The sequence below is a fragment of the Streptomyces sp. NPDC002125 genome (genome assembly GCF_053593715.1).
On record NZ_JBSFDD010000044.1, the window covers coordinates 1 to 25,088 of the forward strand.

At 70.7% G+C, this 25,088-nt stretch carries 22 protein-coding genes and 1 pseudogene; 6 read left to right on the forward strand and 17 right to left on the reverse strand.

What is annotated here, in order from left to right; all coding sequences use genetic code 11:
* Positions 1-180 precede the first annotated feature (180 nt).
* From ACWCQM_RS39260 to ACWCQM_RS39290, 7 genes are all read right to left on the reverse strand, one after another.
* Positions 181-600, reverse strand: a complete 420-nt coding sequence (locus ACWCQM_RS39260; RefSeq protein WP_450919861.1) for a VOC family protein — start codon at positions 598-600, stop codon at positions 181-183.
* A gap of 144 nt (positions 601-744) precedes the next feature.
* Positions 745-1,761: an ArsR/SmtB family transcription factor gene (locus ACWCQM_RS39265; protein ID WP_450919862.1), complete on the reverse strand. Its 1,017-nt coding sequence runs from the start codon at positions 1,759-1,761 to the stop codon at positions 745-747.
* A gap of 480 nt (positions 1,762-2,241) precedes the next feature.
* Positions 2,242-4,953, reverse strand: a complete 2,712-nt coding sequence (gene ppdK, locus ACWCQM_RS39270; RefSeq protein WP_450919863.1) for a pyruvate, phosphate dikinase — start codon at positions 4,951-4,953, stop codon at positions 2,242-2,244.
* A 571-nt stretch (positions 4,954-5,524) separates the two neighbouring features.
* Positions 5,525-6,673 carry a tRNA dihydrouridine synthase DusB gene (gene dusB, locus ACWCQM_RS39275; RefSeq protein WP_073747072.1) on the reverse strand — a complete coding sequence of 383 codons (1,149 nt, stop codon included), beginning with the start codon at positions 6,671-6,673 and terminating at the stop codon, positions 5,525-5,527.
* A 232-nt stretch (positions 6,674-6,905) separates the two neighbouring features.
* Entirely contained in the window at positions 6,906-7,109 is a 204-nt protein-coding gene (locus ACWCQM_RS39280) for a DUF6243 family protein (protein ID WP_450919864.1), read from the reverse strand.
* 212 nt (positions 7,110-7,321) lie between these two features.
* The gene (locus ACWCQM_RS39285) at positions 7,322-7,525 is read right to left on the reverse strand and encodes a hypothetical protein (RefSeq protein WP_450919865.1); all 204 of its coding nucleotides are present in this window, start codon (positions 7,523-7,525) and stop codon (positions 7,322-7,324) included.
* Positions 7,526-7,625: 100 nt separating this feature from the next.
* A complete protein-coding gene (locus tag ACWCQM_RS39290) occupies positions 7,626-9,008 on the reverse strand; it encodes a glycine--tRNA ligase (protein ID WP_450919866.1) in 1,383 nt (460 codons plus the stop codon).
* A 219-nt stretch (positions 9,009-9,227) separates the two neighbouring features.
* Between ACWCQM_RS39290 and ACWCQM_RS39295 the strand changes: the two genes are divergently transcribed.
* The 4 genes from ACWCQM_RS39295 (at position 9,228) to ACWCQM_RS39310 (ending at position 12,416) form a co-directional block, all read left to right on the forward strand.
* On the forward strand, positions 9,228-10,199 hold the full coding sequence (locus ACWCQM_RS39295) for a metal ABC transporter substrate-binding protein (protein ID WP_450919867.1): 972 nt from the start codon (positions 9,228-9,230) through the stop codon (positions 10,197-10,199).
* Positions 10,200-10,240: 41 nt separating this feature from the next.
* Entirely contained in the window at positions 10,241-11,017 is a 777-nt protein-coding gene (locus ACWCQM_RS39300; protein ID WP_450919868.1) for a metal ABC transporter ATP-binding protein, read from the forward strand.
* Entirely contained in the window at positions 11,017-11,916 is a 900-nt protein-coding gene (locus ACWCQM_RS39305; protein WP_450919894.1) for a metal ABC transporter permease, read from the forward strand. Before ACWCQM_RS39300 ends, ACWCQM_RS39305 begins: the two co-directional genes overlap by 1 nt.
* A gap of 65 nt (positions 11,917-11,981) precedes the next feature.
* Complete coding sequence (locus ACWCQM_RS39310; RefSeq protein ID WP_450919869.1) at positions 11,982-12,416, forward strand: Fur family transcriptional regulator; 435 nt, start codon at positions 11,982-11,984, stop codon at positions 12,414-12,416.
* A gap of 42 nt (positions 12,417-12,458) precedes the next feature.
* On the opposite strand, the gene ACWCQM_RS39315 is transcribed toward ACWCQM_RS39310, so the two are convergent.
* From ACWCQM_RS39315 to leuA, 7 genes and pseudogenes are all read right to left on the reverse strand, one after another.
* Positions 12,459-13,271 carry an isoprenyl transferase gene (locus ACWCQM_RS39315; protein WP_450919870.1) on the reverse strand — a complete coding sequence of 271 codons (813 nt, stop codon included), beginning with the start codon at positions 13,269-13,271 and terminating at the stop codon, positions 12,459-12,461.
* Positions 13,272-13,293: 22 nt separating this feature from the next.
* Positions 13,294-14,040: a DNA repair protein RecO gene (gene recO / locus ACWCQM_RS39320; protein ID WP_145801622.1), complete on the reverse strand. Its 747-nt coding sequence runs from the start codon at positions 14,038-14,040 to the stop codon at positions 13,294-13,296.
* A 43-nt stretch (positions 14,041-14,083) separates the two neighbouring features.
* Positions 14,084-14,705 (reverse strand): annotated as a pseudogene (locus tag ACWCQM_RS39325) (response regulator).
* Between the two features lie 50 nt (positions 14,706-14,755).
* Positions 14,756-16,018 carry a sensor histidine kinase gene (locus tag ACWCQM_RS39330; protein ID WP_450919871.1) on the reverse strand — a complete coding sequence of 421 codons (1,263 nt, stop codon included), beginning with the start codon at positions 16,016-16,018 and terminating at the stop codon, positions 14,756-14,758.
* A 32-nt stretch (positions 16,019-16,050) separates the two neighbouring features.
* Positions 16,051-18,042: an MMPL family transporter gene (locus tag ACWCQM_RS39335; protein ID WP_450919895.1), complete on the reverse strand. Its 1,992-nt coding sequence runs from the start codon at positions 18,040-18,042 to the stop codon at positions 16,051-16,053.
* 264 nt (positions 18,043-18,306) lie between these two features.
* Positions 18,307-19,011, reverse strand: a complete 705-nt coding sequence (locus ACWCQM_RS39340) for a TerB family tellurite resistance protein (protein WP_450919872.1) — start codon at positions 19,009-19,011, stop codon at positions 18,307-18,309.
* Positions 19,012-19,213: 202 nt separating this feature from the next.
* A complete protein-coding gene (gene leuA / locus ACWCQM_RS39345) occupies positions 19,214-21,004 on the reverse strand; it encodes a 2-isopropylmalate synthase (protein WP_450919873.1) in 1,791 nt (596 codons plus the stop codon).
* 292 nt (positions 21,005-21,296) lie between these two features.
* Here leuA and ACWCQM_RS39350 point away from each other — a divergent pair, with 292 nt between their 5' ends.
* Both ACWCQM_RS39350 and ACWCQM_RS39355 read left to right on the forward strand, forming a co-directional pair.
* Positions 21,297-22,373: a M4 family metallopeptidase gene (locus ACWCQM_RS39350; protein ID WP_450919874.1), complete on the forward strand. Its 1,077-nt coding sequence runs from the start codon at positions 21,297-21,299 to the stop codon at positions 22,371-22,373.
* Between the two features lie 54 nt (positions 22,374-22,427).
* Entirely contained in the window at positions 22,428-22,694 is a 267-nt protein-coding gene (locus tag ACWCQM_RS39355) for a protealysin inhibitor emfourin (RefSeq protein ID WP_450919875.1), read from the forward strand.
* Positions 22,695-22,733: 39 nt separating this feature from the next.
* Here ACWCQM_RS39355 and era read toward each other — a convergent pair whose 3' ends face one another.
* The 3 genes from era to ACWCQM_RS39370 are packed head-to-tail and all read right to left on the reverse strand — an operon-like array spanning position 22,734 to position 25,063.
* Complete coding sequence (gene era, locus ACWCQM_RS39360) at positions 22,734-23,708, reverse strand: GTPase Era (protein WP_208765916.1); 975 nt, start codon at positions 23,706-23,708, stop codon at positions 22,734-22,736.
* A 52-nt stretch (positions 23,709-23,760) separates the two neighbouring features.
* A complete protein-coding gene (locus ACWCQM_RS39365; protein WP_450919876.1) occupies positions 23,761-24,114 on the reverse strand; it encodes a cytidine deaminase in 354 nt (117 codons plus the stop codon).
* Between the two features lie 25 nt (positions 24,115-24,139).
* Complete coding sequence (locus ACWCQM_RS39370; RefSeq protein ID WP_450919877.1) at positions 24,140-25,063, reverse strand: helix-turn-helix transcriptional regulator; 924 nt, start codon at positions 25,061-25,063, stop codon at positions 24,140-24,142.
* Positions 25,064-25,088: the final 25 nt, after the last annotated feature.

Here is a 25,088-nt window from a genome sequence, read left to right on the forward strand (position 1 = left end):
TATTTCGCGGGGCGGGGGTGTTCGGGGGTATCCGGCCGGGGGGCAACCCCCTCGGGGGTCGGGGGGCGTTGCCGCGCCTCCCGTCCCCCCGGGGGGGGGGGGGGGCGCGGGCCCCCGCCACCCCACGCCGCGCACGGGCACACCGGGCCGCGCGGCAGCGGCACGGGCGTGCCGGGCGGGTCAGGCCTGGCCGCCCTCGACCGCCGCCGGGTCCATCCAGACGACCTCCCAGATGTGGCCGTCCGGGTCCTGGAAGGACCGGCCGTACATGAAGCCCTCGTCCATGGGGTCGTTGGCGGGGGACCCGCCGTTGGCCAGCGCGGCGTCGGCCAGCTCGTCGACCTTCTCGCGGCTCTCGGCGCTCAGCGCGAGAAGGACCTCGGTCGTCCTGCTCGCGTCGGCGATCTCCTTCTTGGTGAACTCCTTGAAGCGCGGCTCGGTGATGAGCATCGAGAAGATCGTGTCGCTGATGACCAGACACGCCGTCGACTCGTCGCTGAACTGCGGGTTGAAGCCGTAGCCGAGCTTCCCGAAGAAGTTCTTCGACCGCTCCAGGTCCTTGACCGGCAGGTTCACGAAGATCATCTGAGGCTGGGTCATGATGGTTCCACTCTTCCGTCCGGCACCCTGCGGTGCTCCCCCGCGCCCTGTCGAGCGCTTACGAGGGGTAGACGGCTGCGGCGCGCGGAACTCATCGCCCGGGGCGCCAGGAGAGGTCGTGGGCACCAGGAGATGTCGTGGGCGTCAGGACACGGCGAGCGGCGCGCCGCCCCTGAGCAGGGCCGCCCCCAGCGGGGTGAGCGTGTGCAGGACGGAGCCGCCGTGGCGCAGGGTGCGGACCAGGCCCGCCTCGCGCAGCACACAGGCGTGCTGGCTCGCCGAGGCCAGGGACACCCCGGTCCTGCGGGCCAGCTCGCTCGTCGTACAGCCGTGGCCTATGGAGCGCAGGACCGTGGAGCGGGTGTGGCCGACCAGCCGGCCGAGCCAGGGGCCCGGCTCGGCGAAGGCCGGGGCGCCGGGGTGGGTGACGGGGTAGACGAGCACCGGGGGGAGGTCCGGGTCGCGGTAGACGACCGGGGTGCCCCGGCAGAAGAACGAGGGCTGAAGGAGCAGGCCCCGCCCGTCCAGGCGCAGTTCCCTGTCGACGGGGTAGTCCGCCTCCAGCACCGGCGCGCGCCAGCGGATCATGGGGGGCAGGGTGGCCAGCAGCTCGTCGGCGCCGCCGTCCAGCAGGGCGCGGCCCCGGACGGCCCGGTCGGCCTCGACGCAGGCCCGGATGTGCGGCCAGTAGGGCTCGACGGCCGCGCGGTGGTAGGCGCGCAGGGTGGTGATCAGCCGGCCCAGCGGCTCCGTACGCCCCTCGGCGAGCGCCTCGGGCAGCGCCGGGGCGGACGGGGACCGGGCGGACGCCCGCCGCGCGAGGGGGGCGGGTCCGGCCAGCAGGCCCAGTTCCGTGTGGATGCGGTCCGCCGGGGTGTCGCGCAGCGCCTCCATTCCGGCGTCGAGCCCGTATGGCTCCGGACCCCCCTGAGAAGGCGTCAGGAAGTCCGGGAAATAGCCGCGAGGTGGAACGACCGTGGACAGCAGACGTGCTTCACCATCCAACCTGGTTCTGGATTCCGTCCGCCATTTCCCGAAGACGGTGGAACCCCGCCGGTCCCTCAGCCGGTGAAAGCTGAGAATGGTCTCCCACATCGCGTCCGGCCTCGTGGCCATCCGCACACGCGAAAGGTCCACCCCGGACACATGGATACGCAGCACCGAACCCCCCTGTTGCACCCGCAATTGCCCCCACCGAAGCGTATGCGGGGCGTCACAGGAGGTCACCACGGGGTTTCGGCCACAGTTGAAATGTCTCGCCCGCATCCGCCCCAGCCGAAAAGCTGTACGACGTCGGGTACGCATCCGGCGTCACCGAAAGAGCGGGTGAGGGCCGTGGGGGGCTTTGCCCGTTCGGCGGCGGTGAACGACGGTGCGGCTCCGTACCCGGCAGGGGTAAGCGGGTGCGGTCCGGGGATGGGGATCCCCGGACCGCATCCGGCGGGCGGCCGGCCCTTTATTTGCGCACCGAACGGTGAAAAGAAACAACGTTGAACGGTTCGCCATTCAATTGATGAAGCGGCGGCACCCCCGCACAGGGTGCCGCCGCTTCCTGGTAATCCGGCTCCGCCCGCGGACCGATGAGGGTGGATGTGATCCGCGGGCGGCACCGGAGTCGTGCCGAGGGCCCTCAGCCCGGTCTCAGCGGCTGTCGCTGCCCCTGGATTCGGCTGCGGCCCGGCCCGCTTCCAGCCGTGCGACCGGAATGCGGAACGGCGAGCAGGAGACGTAGTCGAGGCCCACCTCGTGGAAGAAGTGCACCGACTCCGGGTCTCCGCCGTGCTCACCGCAGACGCCGAGCTTGAGGTCCGGGCGGGTGACCCGGCCGGCCTCCACGGCGCTGCGCACGAGGGCGCCGACGCCGTCCTTGTCGATGGTCTCGAACGGCGACACCCCGAAGATGCCCTTCTCCAGGTACGCGGTGAAGAACGAGGCCTCCACGTCGTCGCGGGAGAAGCCCCACACCGTCTGGGTGAGGTCGTTCGTGCCGAAGGAGAAGAACTGCGCGGCCTCGGCGATCTGACCGGCGGTCAGCGCGGCGCGGGGCAGCTCGATCATCGTGCCGATGGTCAGCTTCAGCTGCGTGCCGGTGGCCTCCTCGACCTCCGCGATGACCCGGTCGGCCTCCTCGCGGACGATCTCCAGCTCCTGGACGGTGCCGACGAGCGGGATCATGATCTCGGCGCGCGGGTCGCCCTTGGCGTTCTTGCGCTGGGCGGCGGCCTCGGCGATCGCCCTGACCTGCATCGCGAACAGCCCCGGGATGACCAGGCCGAGGCGGACTCCGCGCAGGCCCAGCATCGGGTTCTGCTCGTGGAGCTTGTGCACGGCCTGGAGCAGGCGCAGATCGTTCTCGTTGGCGTCCTTGCGGGACTCGGCGAGCGCGACCCGCACGGAGAGCTCGGTGATGTCCGGCAGGAACTCGTGGAGCGGCGGGTCGAGCAGCCGGACGGTGACGGGCAGCCCGTCCATCGACTCGAACAGCTCGATGAAGTCGGCCTTCTGGAGCGGCAGCAGCGCGGCGAGCGCCGCCTCCCGCTCGTCGTCGGTGTCCGCGAGGATCAGCTTCTCGACCATCTCGCGGCGCTCGCCGAGGAACATGTGCTCGGTGCGGCACAGGCCGATGCCCTGGGCGCCGAAGCGGCGGGCCCGCAGGGCGTCCTCGGCGTTGTCCGCGTTGGCCCGTACGCGCAGCCGGCGCACCCGGTCCGCGTACGCCATGATCCGGTGCACGGCGGCGACGAGTTCGTCGGCGTCGTCGGCGCCCGCGTGCATGCGGCCCTCGAAGTACTCGACGACCGGGGACGGTACGACGGGTACCTCGCCGAGGTACACCTTGCCGGTGGAGCCGTCGACGGAGACGAGGTCGCCCTCCTCCACCACGGTGTTCCCGACGGTCAGCCGGCGGCGCTTGGTGTCGACCTCGATCTCCTCGGCGCCGCAGACACAGGTCTTGCCCATGCCCCGTGCGACGACCGCGGCGTGCGAGGTCTTGCCGCCGCGCGAGGTCAGGATGCCCTCGGCGGCGATCATGCCGTCGAGGTCGTCGGGGTTGGTCTCGCGGCGGATGAGGATGACCTTCTCGCCCGACCGCGACCACTTGACGGCGGTGTACGAGTCGAAGACGGCCTTGCCCACGGCCGCGCCTGGGGACGCGGCGATGCCCCGGCCGAGGAGCACGGTGGCGGCCTCGTCGTCGAAGCGCGGGAACATCAGCTGCGCGAGCTGGGCGCCGTTGACCCGCTGGAGCGCCTCGGCCTCGTCGATGAGGCCCTGGTCGACGAGCTGGGTCGCGATGCGGAAGGCGGCACCGGCGGTGCGCTTGCCGACGCGGGTCTGGAGCATCCAGAGCTGGCCGCGCTCGATGGTGAACTCGATGTCGCAGAGATCCTTGTAGTGGGTCTCCAGCGTCTCCATGATCTTCATCAGCTGGTCGTACGACGCCTTGTCGATCGACTCCAGCTCGGCGAGCGGCACCGTGTTGCGGATACCGGCGACGACGTCCTCGCCCTGCGCGTTCTGCAGGTAGTCGCCGTAGACGCCCTGGTGGCCGCTGGCCGGGTCACGGGTGAAGGCGACGCCCGTGCCGGAGTCGGGGCCGAGGTTGCCGAAGACCATCGAACAGACGTTGACGGCCGTGCCGAGGTCGCCGGGGATGCGCTCCTGGCGGCGGTAGAGCTTGGCCCGGTCGGTGTTCCACGAGTCGAAGACCGCCTTTATGGCCAGGTCCATCTGCTCGCGCGGGTCCTGCGGGAAGTCGCGCCCGGCGTCGCGGGTGACGATCTTCTTGAACTGCTTGACCAGCTTCTTCAGGTCGGCCGCGTCGAGGTCCACGTCGACGGTGACGCCCTTGGCCTCCTTCGCGGCCTCCAGCGCCTCCTCGAAGAGATCGCCGTCGACCCCGAGCACGGTCTTGCCGAACATCTGGATCAGCCTGCGGTAGGAGTCCCAGGCGAAGCGCTCGTCGCCGGCCTGCGCGGCGAGGCCGACGACCGAGGCGTCGGAGAGGCCGATGTTGAGGACCGTGTCCATCATGCCGGGCATCGAGAACTTGGCGCCGGACCGCACGGAGACCAGCAGCGGGTCGTCGGCCTGGCCCAGCGTCTTGCCCATCCGCTGTTCGAGGGCGGAGAGGTGCGCACTCACCTCGTCGCGCAGCTCGACCGGCTCGTCACCGCTGTCGAGGTAGACCTTGCAGGCCTCGGTCGTGATGGTGAAGCCGGGAGGGACGGGCAGCCCGAGATTGGTCATCTCGGCGAGGTTGGCGCCCTTGCCGCCCAGAAGATCCTTCAGATCCTTGTTGCCCTCGGTGAAGTCGTAGACGAACTTCTGGGGGTCTTTGTTTTCCGACACGGGTCTCGACTCCTCGAGGACGCGGTGGCTGCCCTGACGGCGAGGAACATACCCAGATCGAAGGTGTCTGGGTACGGCCACTTGCGCGTCATGAGGTCTCAACCACCCGTCCGCCAGCAGATCGAAAGTGACGCCCCCGCGCCCATCGGTGGTGGAGATCGTTCATCTCTTGAAGGAAAGATTACGGAGAGTCCGGCCATTTCCTCGACTCAGCACGGACTGTGATGGATGGCTTGATCGATCAAAGTAAACTCGACTGGCACCCAGTGCCACCATTTGAGAAGTACAGCAAGCAGAAGAGCGCTCATCTGAGCCAAACCACCCTCAGGGGTGGCGAGAATCACGCCCCGGCGTGCGCTCAGATGTCACCATCTGGACGCCTCGCGGACCACAGCGGGTCACACTACCCTCACGCCACGTGGACAGAGGGTGAGATGCGGTCGCACACAGGGAGCGGACAGGCACGCACCTCGGCCATTCCTCGGTGAACAGCCCGTGACGTACGACAAAAGCCCGCTCATATGAGCGGGCTGTCGTGCGGGGCACTCGGTGCCCCTGGTCCTGGGTGCGCTCAGCCGCCCGAGGTGTCCAGCTCGGCGTCGGCTCCCACGCCCGCGCAGTCGTACGGGTCCTTGAGCCAGCCGTCCGGCAGCGCGACCCGGTTGTTGCCGGAGGTACGCCCCCGGGGGCCGTCCGCCCCGTCCGGCCAGGGCTGGTCGAGGTCGAGCTCCTGGAGCTGTCCGCCGAGCTCCTCCAGCGACGAGGTGACCGCGAGCCGCCTGCGCATGTCCGAGCCGACCGCGAAGCCCTTGAGGTACCAGGCGACGTGCTTGCGGAAGTCGATCACGCCCCTGCTCTCGTCGCCGATCCACTCCCCCAGCAGCGTCGCGTGGCGCAGCATGACGTCCGCGACCTGGCGCAGGGTGGGCGCCTGCCTCGTCCCCGTGCCCTCGAAGGCGCTGACCAGGTCGCCGAAGAGCCAGGGGCGGCCGAGGCAGCCGCGGCCCACGACCACTCCGTCGCAGCCGGTCTCGCGCATCATCCGCAGGGCGTCGTCGGCGCACCAGATGTCGCCGTTGCCGAGGACGGGGATCTCGGGGACGTGCTCCTTGAGCCGCGCGATGGCGTCCCAGTCGGCGGTGCCGCCGTAGTGCTGGGCGGTGGTCCTGCCGTGCAGGGCGACGGCGGTGATGCCCTCCTCGACGGCGATGCGGCCGGCGTCGAGGTAGGTCATGTGGTCGTCGTCGATGCCCTTGCGCATCTTGATGGTGACGGGGAGCTCGCCGGCCTGCGCCACGGCCTCACGGAGGATCGCGCGGAGCAGGGGCCGCTTGTACGGGAGGGCGGAGCCGCCGCCCTTGCGGGTGACCTTGGGGACCGGGCAGCCGAAGTTCAGGTCGATGTGGTCGGCGAGGTTCTCGTCGACGATCATCCGGACCGCCTTGCCGACGGTGACCGGGTCCACTCCGTAGAGCTGGATGGAGCGCGGGGTCTCGCTCGCGTCGAAGTGGATGAGCTGCATGGTCTTCTCGTTGCGCTCGACCAGCGCCCGCGTGGTGATCATCTCGCTGACGAACAGCCCCTTGCCGCCGGAGAACTCACGGCACAGGGTGCGGAAGGGGGCATTGGTGATCCCGGCCATGGGGGCCAGCACCACCGGCGGCTGCACGGTGTGCGGGCCGATCCGGAGCAGCGGGAGGGCGGGGGCGAGCGTGGTCATGGCACCCATTGTCCCGCACGCCGCCCGCGGCACGGATCCGCCCGCCCGGGGCCCGCATCAGGCGGGCCGTCTCGGACCGGCCCAGCACCGCTTCAAGCTCCTCCCGGACGGGCCTCAGGCCCGCGTAGGGCCCCGCTCGGACGGGCCTCAGGCTCGGGAGGCTCCGCACGGCCGTGGGCCCGGACCGTCGACGACGGTCCGGGCCCACGGTGTGAAGGGTGCTGCGAGGAGGTCAGCTCTCGGCCGGGGCGTCCTGCGCCGACGCGGCCTCGGCGGCGGCGGCGCGCTCGCGCATCTTGCGGACCAGCTCCTGCTTCTTGTCCTCGGCGACCTTGCGGTCGGCGACGCGCGCGGAGCCCGCGCCCTGCTGGTCGGCGCGGGACAGCTTCTTGCGCTGTCCGCCCACGCCGAGAAGGTTGTTACGGCTCTTGGCCATGGTGTTCTCCCCTACGGAAGGTGAAGTGAGTCAGGTGAAGGTGATCGAGGGCGGTCGCGCCGGCCCCCGGGTTGCGGCGGGGTCTGTGCACCCGCCGCACTCTCACTCGTAGATCTGGAAGAACGAAGACATACGGAAACCGTACCCCCCTCCCCGCAGGCGCCGCACCGGGTTTTCCGGCCGCCCGAGGGTCCGGGACTGCCGGAGAGGGTTCAGGCCGTCGGGTCGACCGTCGCCTGGTGGACCTCCGCCAGGTGCTCCTCGGCCTTGAGCCAGGGCAGGAACTGCGCCGAGCGCCGCCAGGCGCAGGTGGAGCAGCTCAACTGCCGTGTGACGCCCGACTTCCGTATCTGCACGACGTGTTCACGGCCGTGCTGGTCCCATCTGCTGACCTTGCTGGTGGTGATCGACGGCATGGCGTACCTCCCGGAACGGCGTCGGGGGCTCCGGTGGACCGTACGACGAAGCCCCCGGTTCCGTACCCGGAACCGGGGGCCTCACGCACACAGGCGGGTGTCAGCAGCCCAGCAGACGTGAGCCGAGGTAGCTCTGGATCTGGTCCAGGGAGACGCGCTCCTGCTTCATCGTGTCGCGCTCGCGCACGGTCACCGCGTTGTCGTCCAGGGTGTCGAAGTCGACGGTGACACAGAACGGCGTGCCGATCTCGTCCTGGCGGCGGTAGCGGCGGCCGATGGCGCCCGCGTCGTCGAACTCGATGTTCCAGTTCTGCCGCAGGTCGGCCGCGAGGCCCTTGGCCTTCGGCGAGAGCTGGGCGTTGCGGGACAGCGGCAGGACGGCGACCTTGACCGGCGCCAGGCGCGGGTCGAGGCGCATCACGGCGCGCTTCTCCATGACGCCCTTGGCGTTGGGCGCCTCGTCCTCGCTGTAGGCGTCGAGGAGGAAGGCCAGCAGCGAACGGCCGACACCGGCCGCGGGCTCGATGACGTACGGCGTGTAGCGCTCGCCCTTCTCCTGGTCGAAGTAGACGAGGTCCGTGCCGGAGGCCTTGGAGTGGGCGGTGAGGTCGTAGTCCGTGCGGTTCGCGACACCCTCCAGCTCGCCCCACTCGCTGCCGCCGAAGCGGAAGCGGTACTCGATGTCAGCGGTGCGCTTGGAATAGTGGGAGAGCTTCTCCTGCGGGTGCTCGAACCACCGCATGTTCTCCTCGCGCAGGCCGAGACCGGTGTACCAGTTCCAGCGCTGCTCCATCCAGTACTCCTGCCACTGCTCGTCCTCGCCCGGCTTGACGAAGAACTCCATCTCCATCTGCTCGAACTCGCGCGTGCGGAAGATGAAGTTGCCCGGAGTGATCTCGTTCCGGAAGGACTTGCCCATCTGCGCGATGCCGAACGGCGGCTTCTTGCGCGAGGTCTGGAGCACCTGGCCGAAGTTGGTGAAGATGCCCTGGGCGGTCTCGGGGCGCAGGTAGGCGACCGAGCCGGTGTCCTGGGTCGGGCCGAGGTGGGTGGAGAGGAGCCCCGAGAAGGCCTTGGGCTCGGTGAAGGTGCCCTTGTTGCCGCAGTTGGGGCAGTTGAGGTCGGCCAGGCCGTTCACGGGCGGCTTGCCGTGCTTCTCCTCGTACGCCTCCTCCAGGTGGTCGGCGCGGTAGCGCTTGTGACAGGAGGTGCACTCGGTGAGCGGGTCGGAGAACGTGGCGACGTGACCGGACGCGACCCAGACCTCGGGGGCCAGGATGACCGACGAGTCGATGCCGACCACGTCCTCGCGCGCGGTCACCATGTAACGCCACCACTGGCGCTTGAGGTTCTCCTTCAGCTCGACGCCCAGCGGCCCGTAGTCCCAGGCGGCCCGCTGGCCGCCGTAGATCTCACTGCAGGGATAGACGAAGCCACGGCGCTTGCTCAGGCTGACGATGGTGTCGATCTTCTCGGCGGCCACGGTGCTCTCTTCATTACGACGGCGAAATGGGACAGGGACGGCGCGCGGCGCCTCGGTGGGGGGTGGTGATCAGGAGACGGGCGGGCGAATACCTCAGATTACCGGCGGGCGCACCCCCTGGATCAAATCGGTGGGGCGCATCGCGGTCATGGAGCTCGGTTCCGGGCATCTCATCAGCCTTGTTGACAATCGTTTCCAGTTTTGTTGAAAATGACTGTCATGAACGTACGTCGCCTCATACCCACCGCCGCCGTCGCCGGAGCAGTCGCGCTCGGCCTCACCGCGCTGTCCGCCTGCTCCTCCTCCGACGCGGCCGAGAGCGGGAGCGACGGCAAGCTGGATGTGGTGGCGTCCTTCTACCCGATGCAGTTCCTCGCCGAGGAGATCGGCGGGACCCATGTCTCCGTGACCTCGCTGACGAAGCCGGGCGTGGAGCCGCACGACCTGGAGCTCTCCCCCCAGCAGATCGGCGGTCTGAGCGACGCCGACTACATCCTCTACCTCAAGAACGTCCAGCCCGCCGTCGACGACGCCGTCGCGCAGGCCGGCGTCAAGAACACCGTGGACGCCGCCACGCTGACCACGCTGGAGAGCCACGGCTCGGAGGTCGGCCACGACCACGGTGCCGAGGAGGGCGAGGAGCACGAGGAGCACGAGGGCGAGGAGGCGGGCCTCGACCCGCACATCTGGCTGGACCCGGTGAAGTACGCCGAGGTCGCCGAGGGCGTCGGGAAGTCGCTGGAGAAGGCCGACCCCGACAACGCGGCGGACTACCGCAAGAACACGGAGACCCTCGTCGCCGAGCTGAACAAGCTCGACAAGGCCTACGAGAGCGGGCTGAAGAACACGGCGACGAAGACCTTCATCACCACGCACTCCGCCTTCGGATACCTCGCCGAGCGCTACGGCCTCACTCAGGAGGGCATCGCCGGCATCGACCCCGAGGCCGAGCCCAGCCCCGCCCGGATCGACGAGATCCACCACGTCGCCGAGGAGTCCAAGGCCACCACGGTGTTCTTCGAGACGCTCGCCAGCGACAAGACCGCCAAGACCCTGGCGAAGGACCTCGGCCTGAAGACCGGCGTCCTGGACCCGCTGGAGGGAATTACCGGCAAGTCCGCGGGCGCTGACTACGTCGAGGTCATGGAGTCCAACCTGACCGCGCTGCAGAAGGCCCTCGGCGCGAAGTGACCCGAGCAACACCCCGACCCGTCGCAGCACCGGAGGCGATCGTGCCCGAGCCCAGTACGCCAGAAGCCGTGATCAGCATGCGCGGAGCCACGGCGACGCTCGGTTCGCGCCCGGTGCTGCGCGGTGTCGACCTCACCGTCCACCGCGGCGAGGTCGTGGCCCTGCTCGGTGCCAACGGCTCCGGCAAGTCCACCGCCGTACGCTCCGTGATCGGCCAGGTGCCGCTGACCGGCGGGACCGTCGAGCTGTTCGGCACCCCGCTGCGCCGCTTCCGCTCGTGGGCCCGCGTCGGTTACGTACCGCAGCGCACCACGGCGGCGGGCGGTGTCCCCGCCACGATCCGCGAGGTCGTCGCCTCCGGGCGGCTCTCGCGTACGAAGTTCAGGCTGCCGGGCAAGGCGGACCGGGCGGCCGTGGACCGGGCCATCGAGCTCGTCGGCCTCTCCGACCGGGCCAAGGACTCCGTGAGCGCCCTCTCCGGCGGCCAGCACCAGCGGGTGCTGATCGCCCGCGCGCTCGTCGCCGAGCCCGAGGTGCTGATCATGGACGAGCCCATGGCGGGCGTCGACCTGGCCAGCCAGGAGATCCTCGCCTCGACCCTGCGCGAGCAGGTCGCGGGCGGGGCGACGGTGCTGCTCGTCCTGCACGAGCTCGGCGCCCTGGAGCCCCTGATCGACCGGGCGATCGTCCTGCGCGACGGATGCGTCATGCACGACGGGCCGCCCCCCGAGGCCGTGGGACAGCACGCGCTGCCCGGCCACGACCACGTACACCCCCACGCGGCCACCGAGCCCGTCCGGACGGGACTGCTGACCTGATCATGCTCGAATTCCTGAACCCCCCCTTCATGCAGCGGGCCCTGATCGCGGCCGTCCTGGTCGGCATCACCGCCCCCGCCATCGGCATCTATCTGGTCCAGCGCCGCCAGGCCCTGATGGGCGACGGCATCGGCCATGTCGCGATGACCGGTGTCGGCCTCGGCTTCCTGCTCTCCACCAACCCGGTCTGGATGGCGACACTCGTCGCCGTCGCCGGTTCGGTCGTGATGGAGCTCATCCGCTGGTACGGACGCACCCGGGGCGACATCGCGCTGGCCATGCTGTTCTACGGCGGCATGGCGGGCGGGGTGATGCTGATCAACCTCTCGGACACCGGCTCCAACGCCAACCTGACCTCGTATCTCTTCGGCTCCCTCTCGACGGTCTCCGAGGAGGACGTCGTCGCGATCGTCGCGCTGGCCGCCTTCGTGGTGCTGGTCACCGTGGGGCTGCGGCGGCAGCTGTTCGCGGTCAGCCAGGACGAGGAGTTCGCCCGGGTCACCGGGCTGCCGGTGCGCGTGCTCAACCTGCTGGTCGCCGTCACGGCCGCGGTCACCGTCACCGTGGCGATGCGGGTCGTCGGCCTCCTTCTGGTCAGCGCGCTGATGGTGGTGCCCGTCGCCGCCGCCCAGCAGATCTCGAAGTCCTTCAAGGTGACGTTCGTCCTGGCCGTCGTCATCGGTACGGCCGTCACCCTGGCCGGCACCGTGACCTCGTACTACCAGGACGTGCCGCCCGGCGCGACGATCGTGCTGCTCGCCATCGCCGCGTTCGTGCTGCTGACGGCGCTCGCCACGCCGCTGGCCCGCAGGCGCGCCAAGGAACACAAGGGCGAGGACGACCGGTGCACCCTTGAGGTACCGGCGGCCCGCCCCGCGTCGGACGACGTGCGGGTGTGACCGTGCCGCCGGGAAGGGCTGGCACAATGGCCCGACATACGTACGGGCGACACGAGGAGGCAGCTGTGGCGACGGCGCCGATCAGTGGCACGAACGCGGCACCGGTACGCGGCCGGTCCACCCGGCAGCGGGCGGCGGTCGCGGCGGCGCTCGACGAGGTCGACGAGTTCCGCAGCGCCCAGGACCTGCACGACGTGCTCAAGCACCGGGGCGACTCGGTCGGGCTGACCACGGTCTACCGCACGCTCCAGTCCCTCGCCGACGCCGGCGAGGTGGACGTCCTGCGCACGACGGACGGCGAGGCGGTCTACCGGCGCTGCTCGACCGGTGACCACCACCACCATCTGGTGTGCCGCGTCTGCGGCAAGGCCGTCGAGGTGGAGGGCCCCGCGGTGGAGCAGTGGGCCGAGACCATCGCCTCGCAGCACGGCTATGTGAACGTGGCCCACACCGTGGAGATCTTCGGCACCTGCGCCGACTGCGCGGCCGGGCGGAGCTGACGTACGGCGGGGGCCCTCACCGGTCCCCCGCCGCCGCCGGGCTCAGCCCTTGGTGATCTCCTCGGCACCGCCGAAGCGCCGGTCGCGCCGGGCGAACTCCAGGCAGGCGTTCCAGAGGTCGCGGCGGTCGAAGTCCGGCCACAGGACGTCCTGGAAGACCATCTCGGCGTACGCGCTCTGCCAGATCAGGTAGTTGGACGTGCGCTGCTCACCGCTGGGGCGCACGAAGAGGTCCACGTCCGGCATGTCCGGGTAGTAGATGTACTTCGCGAACGTCTTCTCGTTGACCTTCGAGGGGTCGAGCTTCCCCGCCGCGACGTCCTCGGCGATGCGCTGCGCGGCATCGGCGATCTCGGCCCGGCCGCCGTAGTTGACGCAGAAGTACAGCGTCATCTTGTCGTTGTCCTTGGTCTGCTCCTGGGCGACCTGGAGCTCCTGGACGACCGACTTCCACAGCTTCGGCATGCGGCCCACCCAGCGGATGCGGATGCCGAGCTCGTCCATCTCGTCACGCCGGCGGCGGATGACGTCCCGGTTGAAGTTCATCAGGAACTTCACCTCCTCCGGGGAACGCTTCCAGTTCTCCGTGGAGAAGGCGTACAGCGAGAGGTTCTTGACGCCCATCTCGATACAGCCCTTGAGGACGTCCATGACGACGCCCTCGCCGACCTTGTGGCCCTCGGTGCGCGGGAGGCCCCGCTCCTTGGCCCAGCGGCCGTTCCCGTCCATCACCACGGCGACGTGCTTGGGCACGAGCTCGCCGGGGATCTTCGGCGGGGTGGCGCCGGAGGGGTGCGGCTCGGGGGTCTTGTACTCACGCCGGTTACGGCCGCCGAGCATCCCGCGTACTGCCATGGGCTTCTCTCGTCTCCCTGTGTCACTTCTCTACGTACCGCAGCGAGCGCAGACCGCGCTCCAGATGCCAGTGCAGGTAGGCGGACACGAGCCCGCTCCCCTCCCTGACATGACGCGCCTCGGACGCGTCCGCCGTCTCCCAGTCACCGGTGAGCAAGGCGCTCAGCAGTTCGACGGCCTCCGCCGAGGGTACGACGCTGCCGGGCACCCGGCAGTCGCCGCATATGACGCCGCCCGCCGCGACGGAGAAGAACCGGTTCGGTCCGGGCATTCCGCACTTGGCGCAGTCGTCGAAGCTCGGGGCGTAGCCGTTGACGGCGAGGGAGCGCAGCAGGAAGGCGTCCAGGATGAGATTCGGCGCGTGCTCGGCGCGCGCCAGGGTGCGCAGACCGCCGACGAGCAGGAGGTACTGCTGGACCGCCGGCTCGCCCTCGTGGTCGGTGAAGCGCTCGGCGGTCTCCAGCATCGCGGTGCCCGCGGTGTAGCGGGCGTAGTCGGAGACGATCCCGCCGCCGTACGGGGCGATCGTCTCGCTCTGGGTGCACAGCGGGAGGCCCCGGCCGACGAGCTCGCTGCCGCGTGCGAAGAACTGCACGTCCACATGGGAGAAGGGTTCGAGCCGCGCCCCGAACTTGGACTTGGTGCGGCGCACCCCGCGCGCCACGGCGCGCACCCGCCCGTGGCCGCGGGTCAGGATCGTGATGATCCGGTCGGCCTCGCCCAGCTTCTGCGTACGCAGCACGACGCCGTCGTCCCGGAACAAGCTCATGCGCCCATTGTCGCGCACCCGGGCCGGCGCCCGGAGGCGGTCCTCACTCCCGGCGCCCCGCGGGCACGACCGCCCCGGACTCGTAGGCGATGATCACCAGTTGCGCGCGGTCCCGGGCGTCCAGCTTGCCCATGATCCGGCTCACATGGGTCTTCGCGGTGAGGGGGCTGAGGCCCAGTGCCCCGGCGATCTCCGTGTTGTTCAGGCCCCGTGCTACGAGGGTGAGCACCTGGCGCTCCCGGTCCGTGAGGCACTCCGGGCCGCCCGGCCTGCCCACGGCGGGTGCGCCGGGCGCGCTGAGGACCCGGGCGATGAGCCGCGCGGTCGGGCCGGGCGAGAGCAACGACTCGCCCGCGGCGACCGTCCTGATGGCCGCGAGGAGTTCGGCGGGCCCTCGTGTCCTTGACCAGGAAGCCGGAGGCACCCGCGCGCAGCGCCTCCACGACGTGGTCGTCGGTGTCGTACGTCGTCAGGACCAGCACCTTCACTCCGGCGAGGTCCTCGTCGGCCGCGATGCGGCGGGTGGCCTCGATGCCGTCGAGCTCGGGCATCCGGATGTCCATGACCACGAGGTCGGCCCGTGCCGAGCGGGCCTTCTCGACCGCCTCCAGGCCGGTGCCGGCCTCGGCGACGACGGTCATGTCCGGGTCGGACCCGACGAGCATCGCGAAGGCCGCCCTGACCAGCCTCTGGTCGTCGGCGAGCAGGACCCGGATCACCGGACCGCCCCCTCGGGCCGGACGTTCTCGGTGGGGAGCCCGGGCAGCGGCAGCACGGCGGCGACCTGGAAGCCCCCGCGCGCCAGAGGAGCCGCGTCCAGGGTGCCGCCGGAGCTGCGGGCCCGTTCCCGCATGCCCACGATGCCGAATCCGGGCCCGGCGGCGGCCTCCCGGGGACGGCGTCCCGAGGGGGCCCCGTCGTCGGCGACGACGACCCGCAACGCGGGGTGACCCGGGTCCGCCTCCACGCTCACGTCGATCCGCACTCCCGGCCCCGCGTGCCGTACGGCGTTCGTCAGCGCCTCCTGCACGATCCGGTAGGCCGCCGCCCCGGTCGCCGGAGCGACCGGGCTCTCCGGAGCGCGTACGGACAGCCGCACACTCGCCCCGGCGGTCTCCGCGGCCCGTACGAGGCCCGGGAGCGCGGCGAGGCCGGGCAGCGGCCCTTCGCCGCCGTCGGAGCCGTCACGCAGCACCTGGAGGGTGGTCCGCAGTTCGGCACGGGCCTCCCGGCAGGTGTCCGCGATGTCGTCGAGGGCCCGGGCGACGGCCGCACGGTCCAGCCGGTCCGGGGCGGCGGTCAGGATGTGCGAGGCGACCGAGGTCTGCACCCCGATGACGGTGATGCTGTGGGCGAGCAGGTCGTGCAGGTCACGGGCGATCCGCAGCCGCTCCTCGGCGACCCTGCGCCGCGCCTCCTCCTCCCGGGTGCGTTCGGCGCGTTCGGCGCGCTCCACCATGGAGGCGACGTATCCGCGGTAGAGGCGCACGTCCACCCCGAAGAAGAGCACGGCGGCGATCCAGCCGGAGATCCGCAGCAGTTCGAGCCCGTGATGGGCATCGATGGCGGTGACGACGGACACCATCACGGCGATCACGCCGCAGCCGGTGATCAGGGTACGCAGCGGGCGGCCGGTCACCGCCACGGTGTAGAGCACCAGGAAGGTCTGCGGCATCGGTGCCGTGTGGGAGTTGTCCAGGCCGTGGTACGTCATGAGCAGCAGGACCATAGCGAGCAGCACCGCGACGGGGTTGCTGCGCCGCCGAACCAGGGCCAGGACGCTGCCGAGCAGCAGGAGCCACCCGGTCGTGTCGGGGAACCGCCCGTCGTCGGTCGTGAAGGCGAGCACCGCCGACAGCGCACCGGCGCCCACCGCCAGGAGGGCGTCGGTGCGCAGCCTGTGCGGCGCGTCCATGGGGTCGCGGTTGACGACCGCCAGGACGCGCTCGCCTCGGCGCGTGATGCGGGGAGCGGACACGCTGCCATCCTCGGTCGGCCGGGGGGTCGCCGTCAGCGACTTGTCACGAGTTCCGGCGCGTGGGGGAGATTTTCGGCCGGTGCGCGGCCGAGAGGACCCGGCCACCACATCCGGCGGCCCAGGGCCACGCTCGCCGCGGTCACGAGGTAGGTGCGGACCAGGAACGTGTCCAGCAGCACCCCGACGGCGATGACGAAGCCCATCTCGGCCAGGGCCGTCATCGGCATGCTGACGAGGACGGCGAAGGTGGCCGCGAGCACGAGTCCGGCCGAGGCGATGACGCCGCCCGTCGTCCGCAGCGCCGTGAGGGCGGCGTCCGTCGGTCCGGCTCCGGCCAGGGACTCCTCGCGCATCCGGTGCATCAGGAAGATGCCGTAGTCGACGCCGAGCGCGACCAGGAAGACGAAGGAGAGCAGGGGCAGTCCCGGGTCGGTGCCCTCCATTCCGAGGAGCGGCTCCAGCACGAGACCGGCGATGCCGAGCGCGGCTCCCCAGACGGCGACCACGGCCACCACGAGCAGCAGGGGGGCCACGAGGCTGCGCAGGAGTGCGACCAGGATCAGCAGGACGGCGAGGACGACCAGGGGGACGACGATCCTCAGGTCGCGGGCGTTGGTCTCCTCCAGGTCCGCCTGCTGGGCGCTGGGCCCTCCGACGTGGCTGCCGTCGAGGGTGTCGCGCAGGGTGTCGATGACGGCCCGTTCCCCCGGCGACTCCGGAGGGGCCTGGGCGGTGACGGTGAGCTCGGTCCATCCGCCGGCGCTGCGGCCCTTTTCGGCTCCGGCGACACCCTCGGTCGCACGGGCCCGTGCGAGCGTCCGGTCGGCCTGCCCCGTGGGGGTGATCACGGTGACCGGCTGTGTGGACCGCTCGGGGAAGGCGGCGGCGAGCGTCCCCATGGCGCTGATGGACTCGGGCGTGCTGGTGAACGAGTCCTCCTGCTTCAGGTCGCCGGGCAGGCCGAACACGCCGAGCGACAGGGCCCCGAGCAGCACGCCCCCGGTGACGAGCACGGCCACGGGGCGGCGTCCGGCGGAACCGCCCATGGCGGAGAAGACCGAGCGCTGCTGCCGGGACACGGCGCCGTACGCGGGCGTCAGCGGCCAGAAGACGCGCCGTCCCAGGATCACGAGCAGGGCGGGGAGCAGGGTCGTCATCGCGAGGAGGGCGCACAGCACGCCGACCGCCGCGATGGGTCCCATGCCCCGGCTGCTGTTGAGATCGGCGGCGAGGAGGCACAGCATGCCCACGGCGACGGTGCCCGAGGAGGCGAGGACCGCGGGCCCGCAGCCGCGCAGCGCGGCGGCCATGGCGTCCACGGGCCGTTCCAGGCGGCCCAGTTCCTCGCGGTAGCGGGCGACGAGCAGCAGGGCGTAGTCCGTGCCCGCGCCGAAGACCAGGATGGTCATGACGGCTGAGCTCTGGCCGCTGACGGTCGTGCCGAAGCCCTGGTTCAGCCCGTAGGCCACCGCCATCGACAGGACGTCGGCGAGGCCCGCGACGACCAGGGGGACCAGCCAGAGGAACGGACTCCGGTAGATCAGGATGAGCAGGAGCGCGACGACACCCACCGTGGTGTAGAGCAGCGGCCCGTCGAGGGACGTGTAGACCTCCTGGGCGTCCGAGGCGAGCGCACCGGGCCCGCCGACCTCGGCGCTCAGCCCGCCGCCCCCCTCGGCCCGTTCGCGTACGTCCGTGACGAAGGCGGTCCTGGCCTCCTGGTCCTGGCCGGGCGCGGTCGAGGAGACCGGGAACATCAGGGTCGTGCCGTCGTCGGAGGGGACGCCCCCGGGCACCGCGGGGAGGCCGTGCTCCCGTGTGACGGCGGCGATCTGCTCACCCGCCGTGGCCCGGTCCTCGGCAGTCAGCCCGCCGGCCCGGTGGTAGACGACGACGAGGTCGGTCGACTCCCCGCCGGGCAGGGTGTCCTGGATTCTCGCGACCTGGGTGGAGTCCGCGCCCGCCGGCAGGTAGTCGACGGCACGGTCGCGCTGGACGTCGCCGAGCTTGCCCGCGAAGGGCATAGCGACGGCGATCAGGACGACCCAGAACGCCAGGATCAGCCACGGCAGCTTGCGCCCCGGTCCTCTGCTCCGCCGCTGCCGCGGTGGTGTGCCGCTGATCTCCGTTTCGGCCCGCATGGCGTGGCCCTCCCCTCCTGGACGGTGTCGGACCTGTCCAGACTCCCGGCCGGGGAAGGCCGATTCGTCGCGCGGGGGAAGGACACGGCCGCTACCGCCGGGGGTGGCGGAGGACGGCCGTTACTCCCCGGGGAGTACGCCGGAGGGCTACGAGGGTGTACGCGCCGCCGCCGCGAGCAGTTCCGCGGTGTCGGCGGGACAGAGCTGGAGCGCGCCGCCCACCATGGTCAGCACCTCCCGCTCCGCCTGGCTGTACGGGCCGTCGGCGAGCGCGATCCTGGCGCCCCGCAGCAGGACGCCCTCCCGGCCGGCCACGGCGAGGTGCGGCGCGAGGGGCTTGAGGACCTCGTGCAGCTCGATGGCGAGGGCGGCGCCGCAGGCCTCGGCCGCGGGTCCCGCCGTACCGCTGGGGCCGGTGTCGGCGGCGAGCACCTCGACGATGGTGAAGAGCTGCTCCTGGGTGCAGTCGTCGAGTCCGGCGTCACGGACGATCCCCGCTGCGGTCTCCAGGACCGTACGGGAGGTGGTGCCGCCCGCGGCGAGCACGGCGAGCGTGACGGTGTGCACGGCCTCCCGCAGCATCGCGGAGAACCGGGTGGTGGTGGGGCGGTCGAGGGTGTCCGTCGCGAAGTGCGCCCGGCACGCCACGCATTCGACGACGTGTCCCGCACTGCCCCGGTTCAGGAGCGGCAGGCCGAGGACCGTGAGCCGGTGGCGGCCGGTGAGGCGCTGGTAGTTGCGGTCGCCGCCGCAGCCCGGGCAGAAGAACTCGCCGTCGCCGACGGTGTCCCAGACGGTGCGGACGCCGCAGATACGCAGTCCTGTGGCGCGTTGTCCTTTGGCTGTCCGCACGTCGCACACCTCCGTAACTCCACGGCAACATTGCCGCGTTGGACGTGATGTTAGCCACATGCGTGATGTGGCGTCAGTATCCCGGACGTCACAACACCGGGATATGGCCGAACCCCGCCCACCCTCGACGGGTGAACGGGGCTCGCGGGCCGGGCAGTTCGGCGGTGTATCGGAATTTTGTCCGCTATGCCGCCGACCGGGGTCAGCGGGTCGCGCGGTTGACCGCGGAGACGACCGCCTTCAGCGAGGCGCGCGTGGTGTTGGCGTCGATACCGATGCCCCACAGGACCTTGCCGTCGATGGCGCACTCGATGTAGGAGGCGGCCTGGGCGCTCGCGCCCTCGCTCATCGTGTGCTCGGTGTAGTCCAGCAGACGGGCGTCGATGCCGATGGCCTGCAGCGCCTCGAAGAACGCGGAGATCGGGCCGTTGCCCGTGCCGCTCAGCACCGTGTCCGTGCCGTCGACGGTCGCCTCGACGGTGATCGTGTCCTGGCCGTCGGAACCGGTCGTCGTCTGGCCCGAGCGGATCTGCACGCGCCCCCAGGCGTTTTCGGGGCTGGGCAGGTACTCGTCCCGGAAGGTCGACCAGATCTGGGACGGGGTGACCTCGCCGCCCTCGGCGTCGGTCTTGGCCTGAATGATCCGGGAGAACTCGATCTGCATCCGGCGCGGCAGGTCCAGCTTGTGGTCGTTCTTCAGGACGTAGGCGATCCCGCCCTTGCCGGACTGCGAGTTGACCCGGATGACGGCCTCGTAGGAGCGGCCGACGTCCTTCGGGTCGATCGGCAGGTACGGCACGGCCCACTCGATGTCGTCGACGGTCTTCCCCCGGGAGGCGGCGTCGGCCTCCATGGCGTCGAAGCCCTTCTTGATGGCGTCCTGGTGGGAGCCGGAGAAGGCGGTGTAGACCAGGTCGCCCGCGTAGGGGTGGCGCGGGTGGACCTCCATCTGGTTGCAGTACTCGCTGGTGCGGCGGATCTCGTCGATCTGCGAGAAGTCGATCTGCGGGTCGACGCCCTGCGAGAAGAGGTTCATGCCCAGGGTGACCAGGTCGACGTTGCCGGTGCGCTCGCCCTGGCCGAACAGGCAGCCTTCGATGCGGTCGGCACCGGCCATGATGGCCAGCTCTGCGGCGGCGACGGCCGTACCGCGGTCGTTGTGCGGGTGGACCGACAGGCAGACGTACTCGCGGCGGGTCAGGTTGCGCGACATCCACTCGAAGCGGTCCGCGTGGGTGGAGGGCGTCGAACGCTCCACGGTGGCGGGCAGGTTCAGGATGATCTCGCGGCCCTCCTCGGGCTGCCAGACGTCGCAGACCGCCTCGCAGACCTCCAGGGCGAAGTCCAGCTCGGTGTCGGTGAAGATCTCCGGGCTGTACTGGTAGCCGAAGATCGTCTCGTCGCCCAGGATCTTGTCCGCGTACTCCATGACCAGACGCGTGCCGTCCACGGCGATCTGCTTGACCTCCTCCTTGGAGCCGCGGAAGACCACGCGGCGGAAGGTGGGGGCGGTGGCGTTGTACAGGTGGACGGTGGCCCGGTGGGCGCCGCGCAGCGATTCGACGGTGCGCTCGATCAGCTCTTCGCGGGCCTGCGTCAGGACGGAGATCGTCACGTCCTCGGGGATCGCGCCCTCTTCGATGATGGAGCGTACGAACGCGAAGTCGGTCTCGCCGGAGGACGGGAAGCCGACCTCGATCTCCTTGTAGCCCATGCGTACGAGCAGGTCGAACATCTCGCGCTTGCGGGCCGGCGACATCGGGTCGATCAGGGCCTGGTTGCCGTCACGCAGGTCGGTGGACAGCCAGCGGGGCGCCACGGTGATGCGGTTGTCCGGCCACGTGCGGTCGGCGATGTCCACGGCCTCGTAGCCGCGGTACTTGTGGACCGGCATCCCGGAAGGCTTCTGCAGCTGCGTCGCGTTGGTCACCGGGGTGGGTCCGCCGACGGGGGTTGCGGCATCGGTGCGCGCGGAAGAGTTCACTGCGGTCATGGCGTACGGCTCCTCTGAGGTCCAGCAGGGGCGGCCGACTGTGTCGCTGCAACAGCGAACTCCGCGGGGAGGGAGCCGGCCTACGACTACAGGCCCTCGCCGCGGCAGCTAAGAAGGAGCAGCCCGAAACGCATGATGCGGCAACACTAACCGAGGGGCGCCTGTTACGTCGGTCCGTATCAGTATGCGGGATCAGGCCCTCATGCAGGCAGAACGGTGATACATCACTCTATTTCGTCAATCGCAATCGCAATTAGTGACAGCGTGGATACGGAGTGCCACAGTCATTTGCATGCAGCCTCGACCGAACAACGGGCTCCAGCCCGTCTTCTGCACCATCGTGCCGCCCCACGTCCTCGACAAGCTGTCCCAGGCCGACGACCCGCTCCTGGCCGATCCCGCACGGCGCACCCTGGAGGCCGACGCGGCCCGGCGCCACCACCGGCAGGTGACCGCGCTGGCCTGGACACCGCAGGCGACCGTGACCTCCGCCGCGGTCCCCAGCAAGCCCCACCGCACCCTGTACGACTGCGAGCACGGCACGGACCTGCCGGGCCGCAAGGTACGCGACGAGGGCGACGAGCCCACCCGCGACGCCAGCGTCAACCGCGCGTACGCCGGGCTGGGCGCCACCTTCGACCTGCTGCTCACGGAGTACGGCCGCAGCTCGATCGACGGCAAGGGACTGCCCCTCATCGGCTCCGTGCACTACGACGAGAAGTACAACAACGCGTTCTTCGACGGCGAGCAGATGGTCTTCGGGGACGGCGACGGGGAGATCTTCCTCGACTTCACCATCGCGATCGACGTCATCGCCCACGAGCTGGCGCACGGGCTCACCCAGTACACCGCCAACCTCGCGTACGAGGGCCAGTCGGGCGCCCTCAACGAATCGGTGTCCGACGTCTTCGGCTCCCTGGTCAAGCAGTACTCGCTGGGCCAGAGCGCGGACCAGGCCGACTGGCTGATCGGCGAAGGGCTGCTCGCCCCCCGGGTCAGCGGTGTGGCGCTGCGCTCGATGAAGGCCCCGGGCACGGCGTACGACGACGATGTGCTCGGCAAGGACCCGCAGCCCGCCTCGATGGACGACTACGTCGAGACGGACGAGGACAACGGCGGGGTCCACATCAACTCCGGCATCCCCAACCGCGCCTTCTATCTGCTGGCCACGGCTCTGGGCGGCAACGCCTGGGAGCGGGCGGGCCGGATCTGGTTCGACGTGCTGACCGGCGGCGAACTCGCCCAGGACGCGTCCTTCACGGACTTCGCCAAGCTGACCGTCGCGGCGGCGCAGCACAGGTTCGGGGAGGGCGACGAGGCGGAGGCGGTGCTGAAGGCATGGTCGGAGGTGGGCGTGCCCACACGCTGACCGGGTAGATATGAGCCGGCCCCGTCCGGACGGGGCCAGGCAGGAGCAGGACGCATGCGCATTCAGGTGAGCCGCACCGGCGGGTTCGCCGGCATCGCACGGCGCGGCGAGGTCGACACCGGCGGACGGCCCGACGCGGCCGAATGGGAGGCCCTGGCCGAGTCGGCGCTCGCCGTCGGTGACGGCGGCCCGCCCGCGGGGGTGCCGGACGGTTTCCGCTACCGGATCACGGTGGGCGACCGGACGGTCGACTGCGCGGACCCACGGCTCACGCAGGCGCAGCGGACGCTGATCTCCCGGGTCCTGAAGGAGGGCGCGTAGGCCCGGGAGGCGGCACTCCGCCGACCGGGCCGCGCGGTCTCAGAAGCCCAGTTTGCGCAGCTGCTTCGGGTCGCGCTGCCAGTCCTTGGCGACCTTCACATGCAGGTCCAGGAAGACGGGCGTGCCGAGCAGCGCCTCGATGTGCTTGCGCGACTTGGTGCCGACGTCCTTGAGTCGCTTGCCCTTCGGGCCGATGATGATGCCCTTCTGGCTGGGCCGCTCGATGTAGACGTTCGCGTGGATGTCCAGCAGCGGCTTGTCCGCCGGACGGTCCTCACGCGGCAGCATCTCCTCGACGACCACCGCGATGGAGTGCGGCAGCTCGTCCCGTACTCCTTCGAGTGCGGCCTCGCGGATCAGCTCCGCGACCATGACCATCTCGGGCTCGTCGGTGAGGTCGCCCTCCGGGTAGAGCGGGGGGCTCTCCGGCAGGAGCGGGGCGATCAGGTCCGCCAGCAGACCGACCTGCTGGTCCTTGACCGCGGAGACCGGGATGATCTCCGCCCACTCGAAGCCGAGCTCGTCCGCCAGCGCGGAGACGGCGAGCAGCTGCTCGGCGAGCGCCTTGGACTCCACCAGGTCGGTCTTGGTGATGATCGCGATCTTCGGGGTCTTCCTGATCCCGGCGAGTTCCTTGACGATGTACTTGTCGCCGGGGCCGAGCTTCTGGTCGGCGGGCAGGCAGAAGCCGATGACGTCGACCTCGGCCCAGGTGGTCCGCACGACGTCGTTGAGCCGCTCCCCGAGCAGGGTGCGCGGCTTGTGGAGCCCGGGCGTGTCCACCAGGATCAGCTGGGCGTCGTCGCGGTGCACGATGCCCCGGACCGTGTGCCGGGTGGTCTGGGGGCGGTTGGAGGTGATCGCCACCTTCTGACCGACCAGAGCGTTCGTGAGGGTGGACTTGCCCGCGTTGGGGCGGCCCACGAAGCAGGCGAAGCCGGCCCGGTGGGGGGCGGTGTTCTCAGCCTGCTGCGCAGCAGCTTCTGTGTTCGGTCGAGCGCTCATGGCGCCCATTCTCCCCGATCCCGGCGGCGGCGTTGCACAGCAGGGCGAGGCCGCCCCCGATTCAGCCCGCGGCGACGGTCGACCGCAGGGTCCCGTCCGGCCCGGCGAGCAGCACGGGCGTGTCGGGACCGCCCAGGTCACGCACGGCGGCGCGGTCGGCGTCCGACGCGGCGGAGGCCTCGGACACGACGGCCGCCGCCTCCAGCGAAGTGGCTCCGCTGGCCACCGCCATGGCCACCGCGGTCTGCAGCGCGCTGAGCTTCAGCGACTCCAGGGCCACGGTGCCCGCGGCGTACGTACGTCCGGTCTCGTCCCGGACCGCCGCGCCCTCCGGGACCGCGTTGCGGGCGCGGACGCTGCGGGCCAGCGTGACGATCTTGCGGTCCTCGGGGCCCAGGTCGGTGCTCTCAGTCATGGTCCGAGCATACGAGGGGGCCTTCTCAGCCCGGGACGGGGTACATCGAGCCGCGCCGGCCCTCGGGCGAGTCCAGCCACTGGAGCTTGGCCTCGGTGCCGGTGTCCGGCAGCGGGGTGTGCAGGACGATCACCAGATCGGGGCGCGCGGGCACCCTCAGCTGGGTGGACTCCACGCTCAGCGCTCCGACCAGCGGATGGTGCAGCTCCTTGCGGACCTGGCCGCCCGGAATGACGTCACGCCGGTCCCAGAGCGCGGCGAACTCGGGGCTGAGCTCCCTCGCCTCGGCGACGACGGCCCGGAAGCCCTCGTCCTCGGGGGACTCCGAGCAGGCCGCCCGGAACTGCGCGACGACCCGGGGCGCGATCTCCTCCCAGTGGGTCGAGCGGGCCCGGTAGACCGGGTCGGTGAAGAAGGCGATCATGCAGTTCTGCACTATCCCGGGGCGCATGCCGAGCACCGCCGAAGCGGCGTCGTTGTAGAGCACCGTGTTCCAGTAGCGGTCCATGATGTGGGCCGGGAAGGGCATCCAGGCGTCGATCAGCCTGGTCAGCCCCTCGCACATGTCCTGGTGGGCCGGATCGACCTCCAGGGCGGGCGGGTTGAGCCCCGCGAGGACGTAGAGATGACGGCGTTCCGCGCTGCTGAGGCGCAGCACCCGGGCGACGGAGTCCAGGACCTGCGGTGACACGGTGATGTCGCGACCCTGTTCCAGCCACTGGTACCAGGAGACCCCGACGCCCGCGAGGACGGCGACCTCCTCGCGGCGCAGTCCGGGCGTGCGCCGCCGGGCCCCGCCGTCCGGGAGGCCGGCCTCGGCCGGGGTGACCCTGGCCCTGCGGCTCCTGAGGAACTCGCGCAGTTCGCCGAGGCGGTGGGCCTTGTCGCCGGTGGTGCCCCGGGCGGTCGTGTCCTCGACCGCGGTGCTGTGCTGGGCCGGTGAGGCCACGTACTCCCCCTGGTGTCCGTGTCCG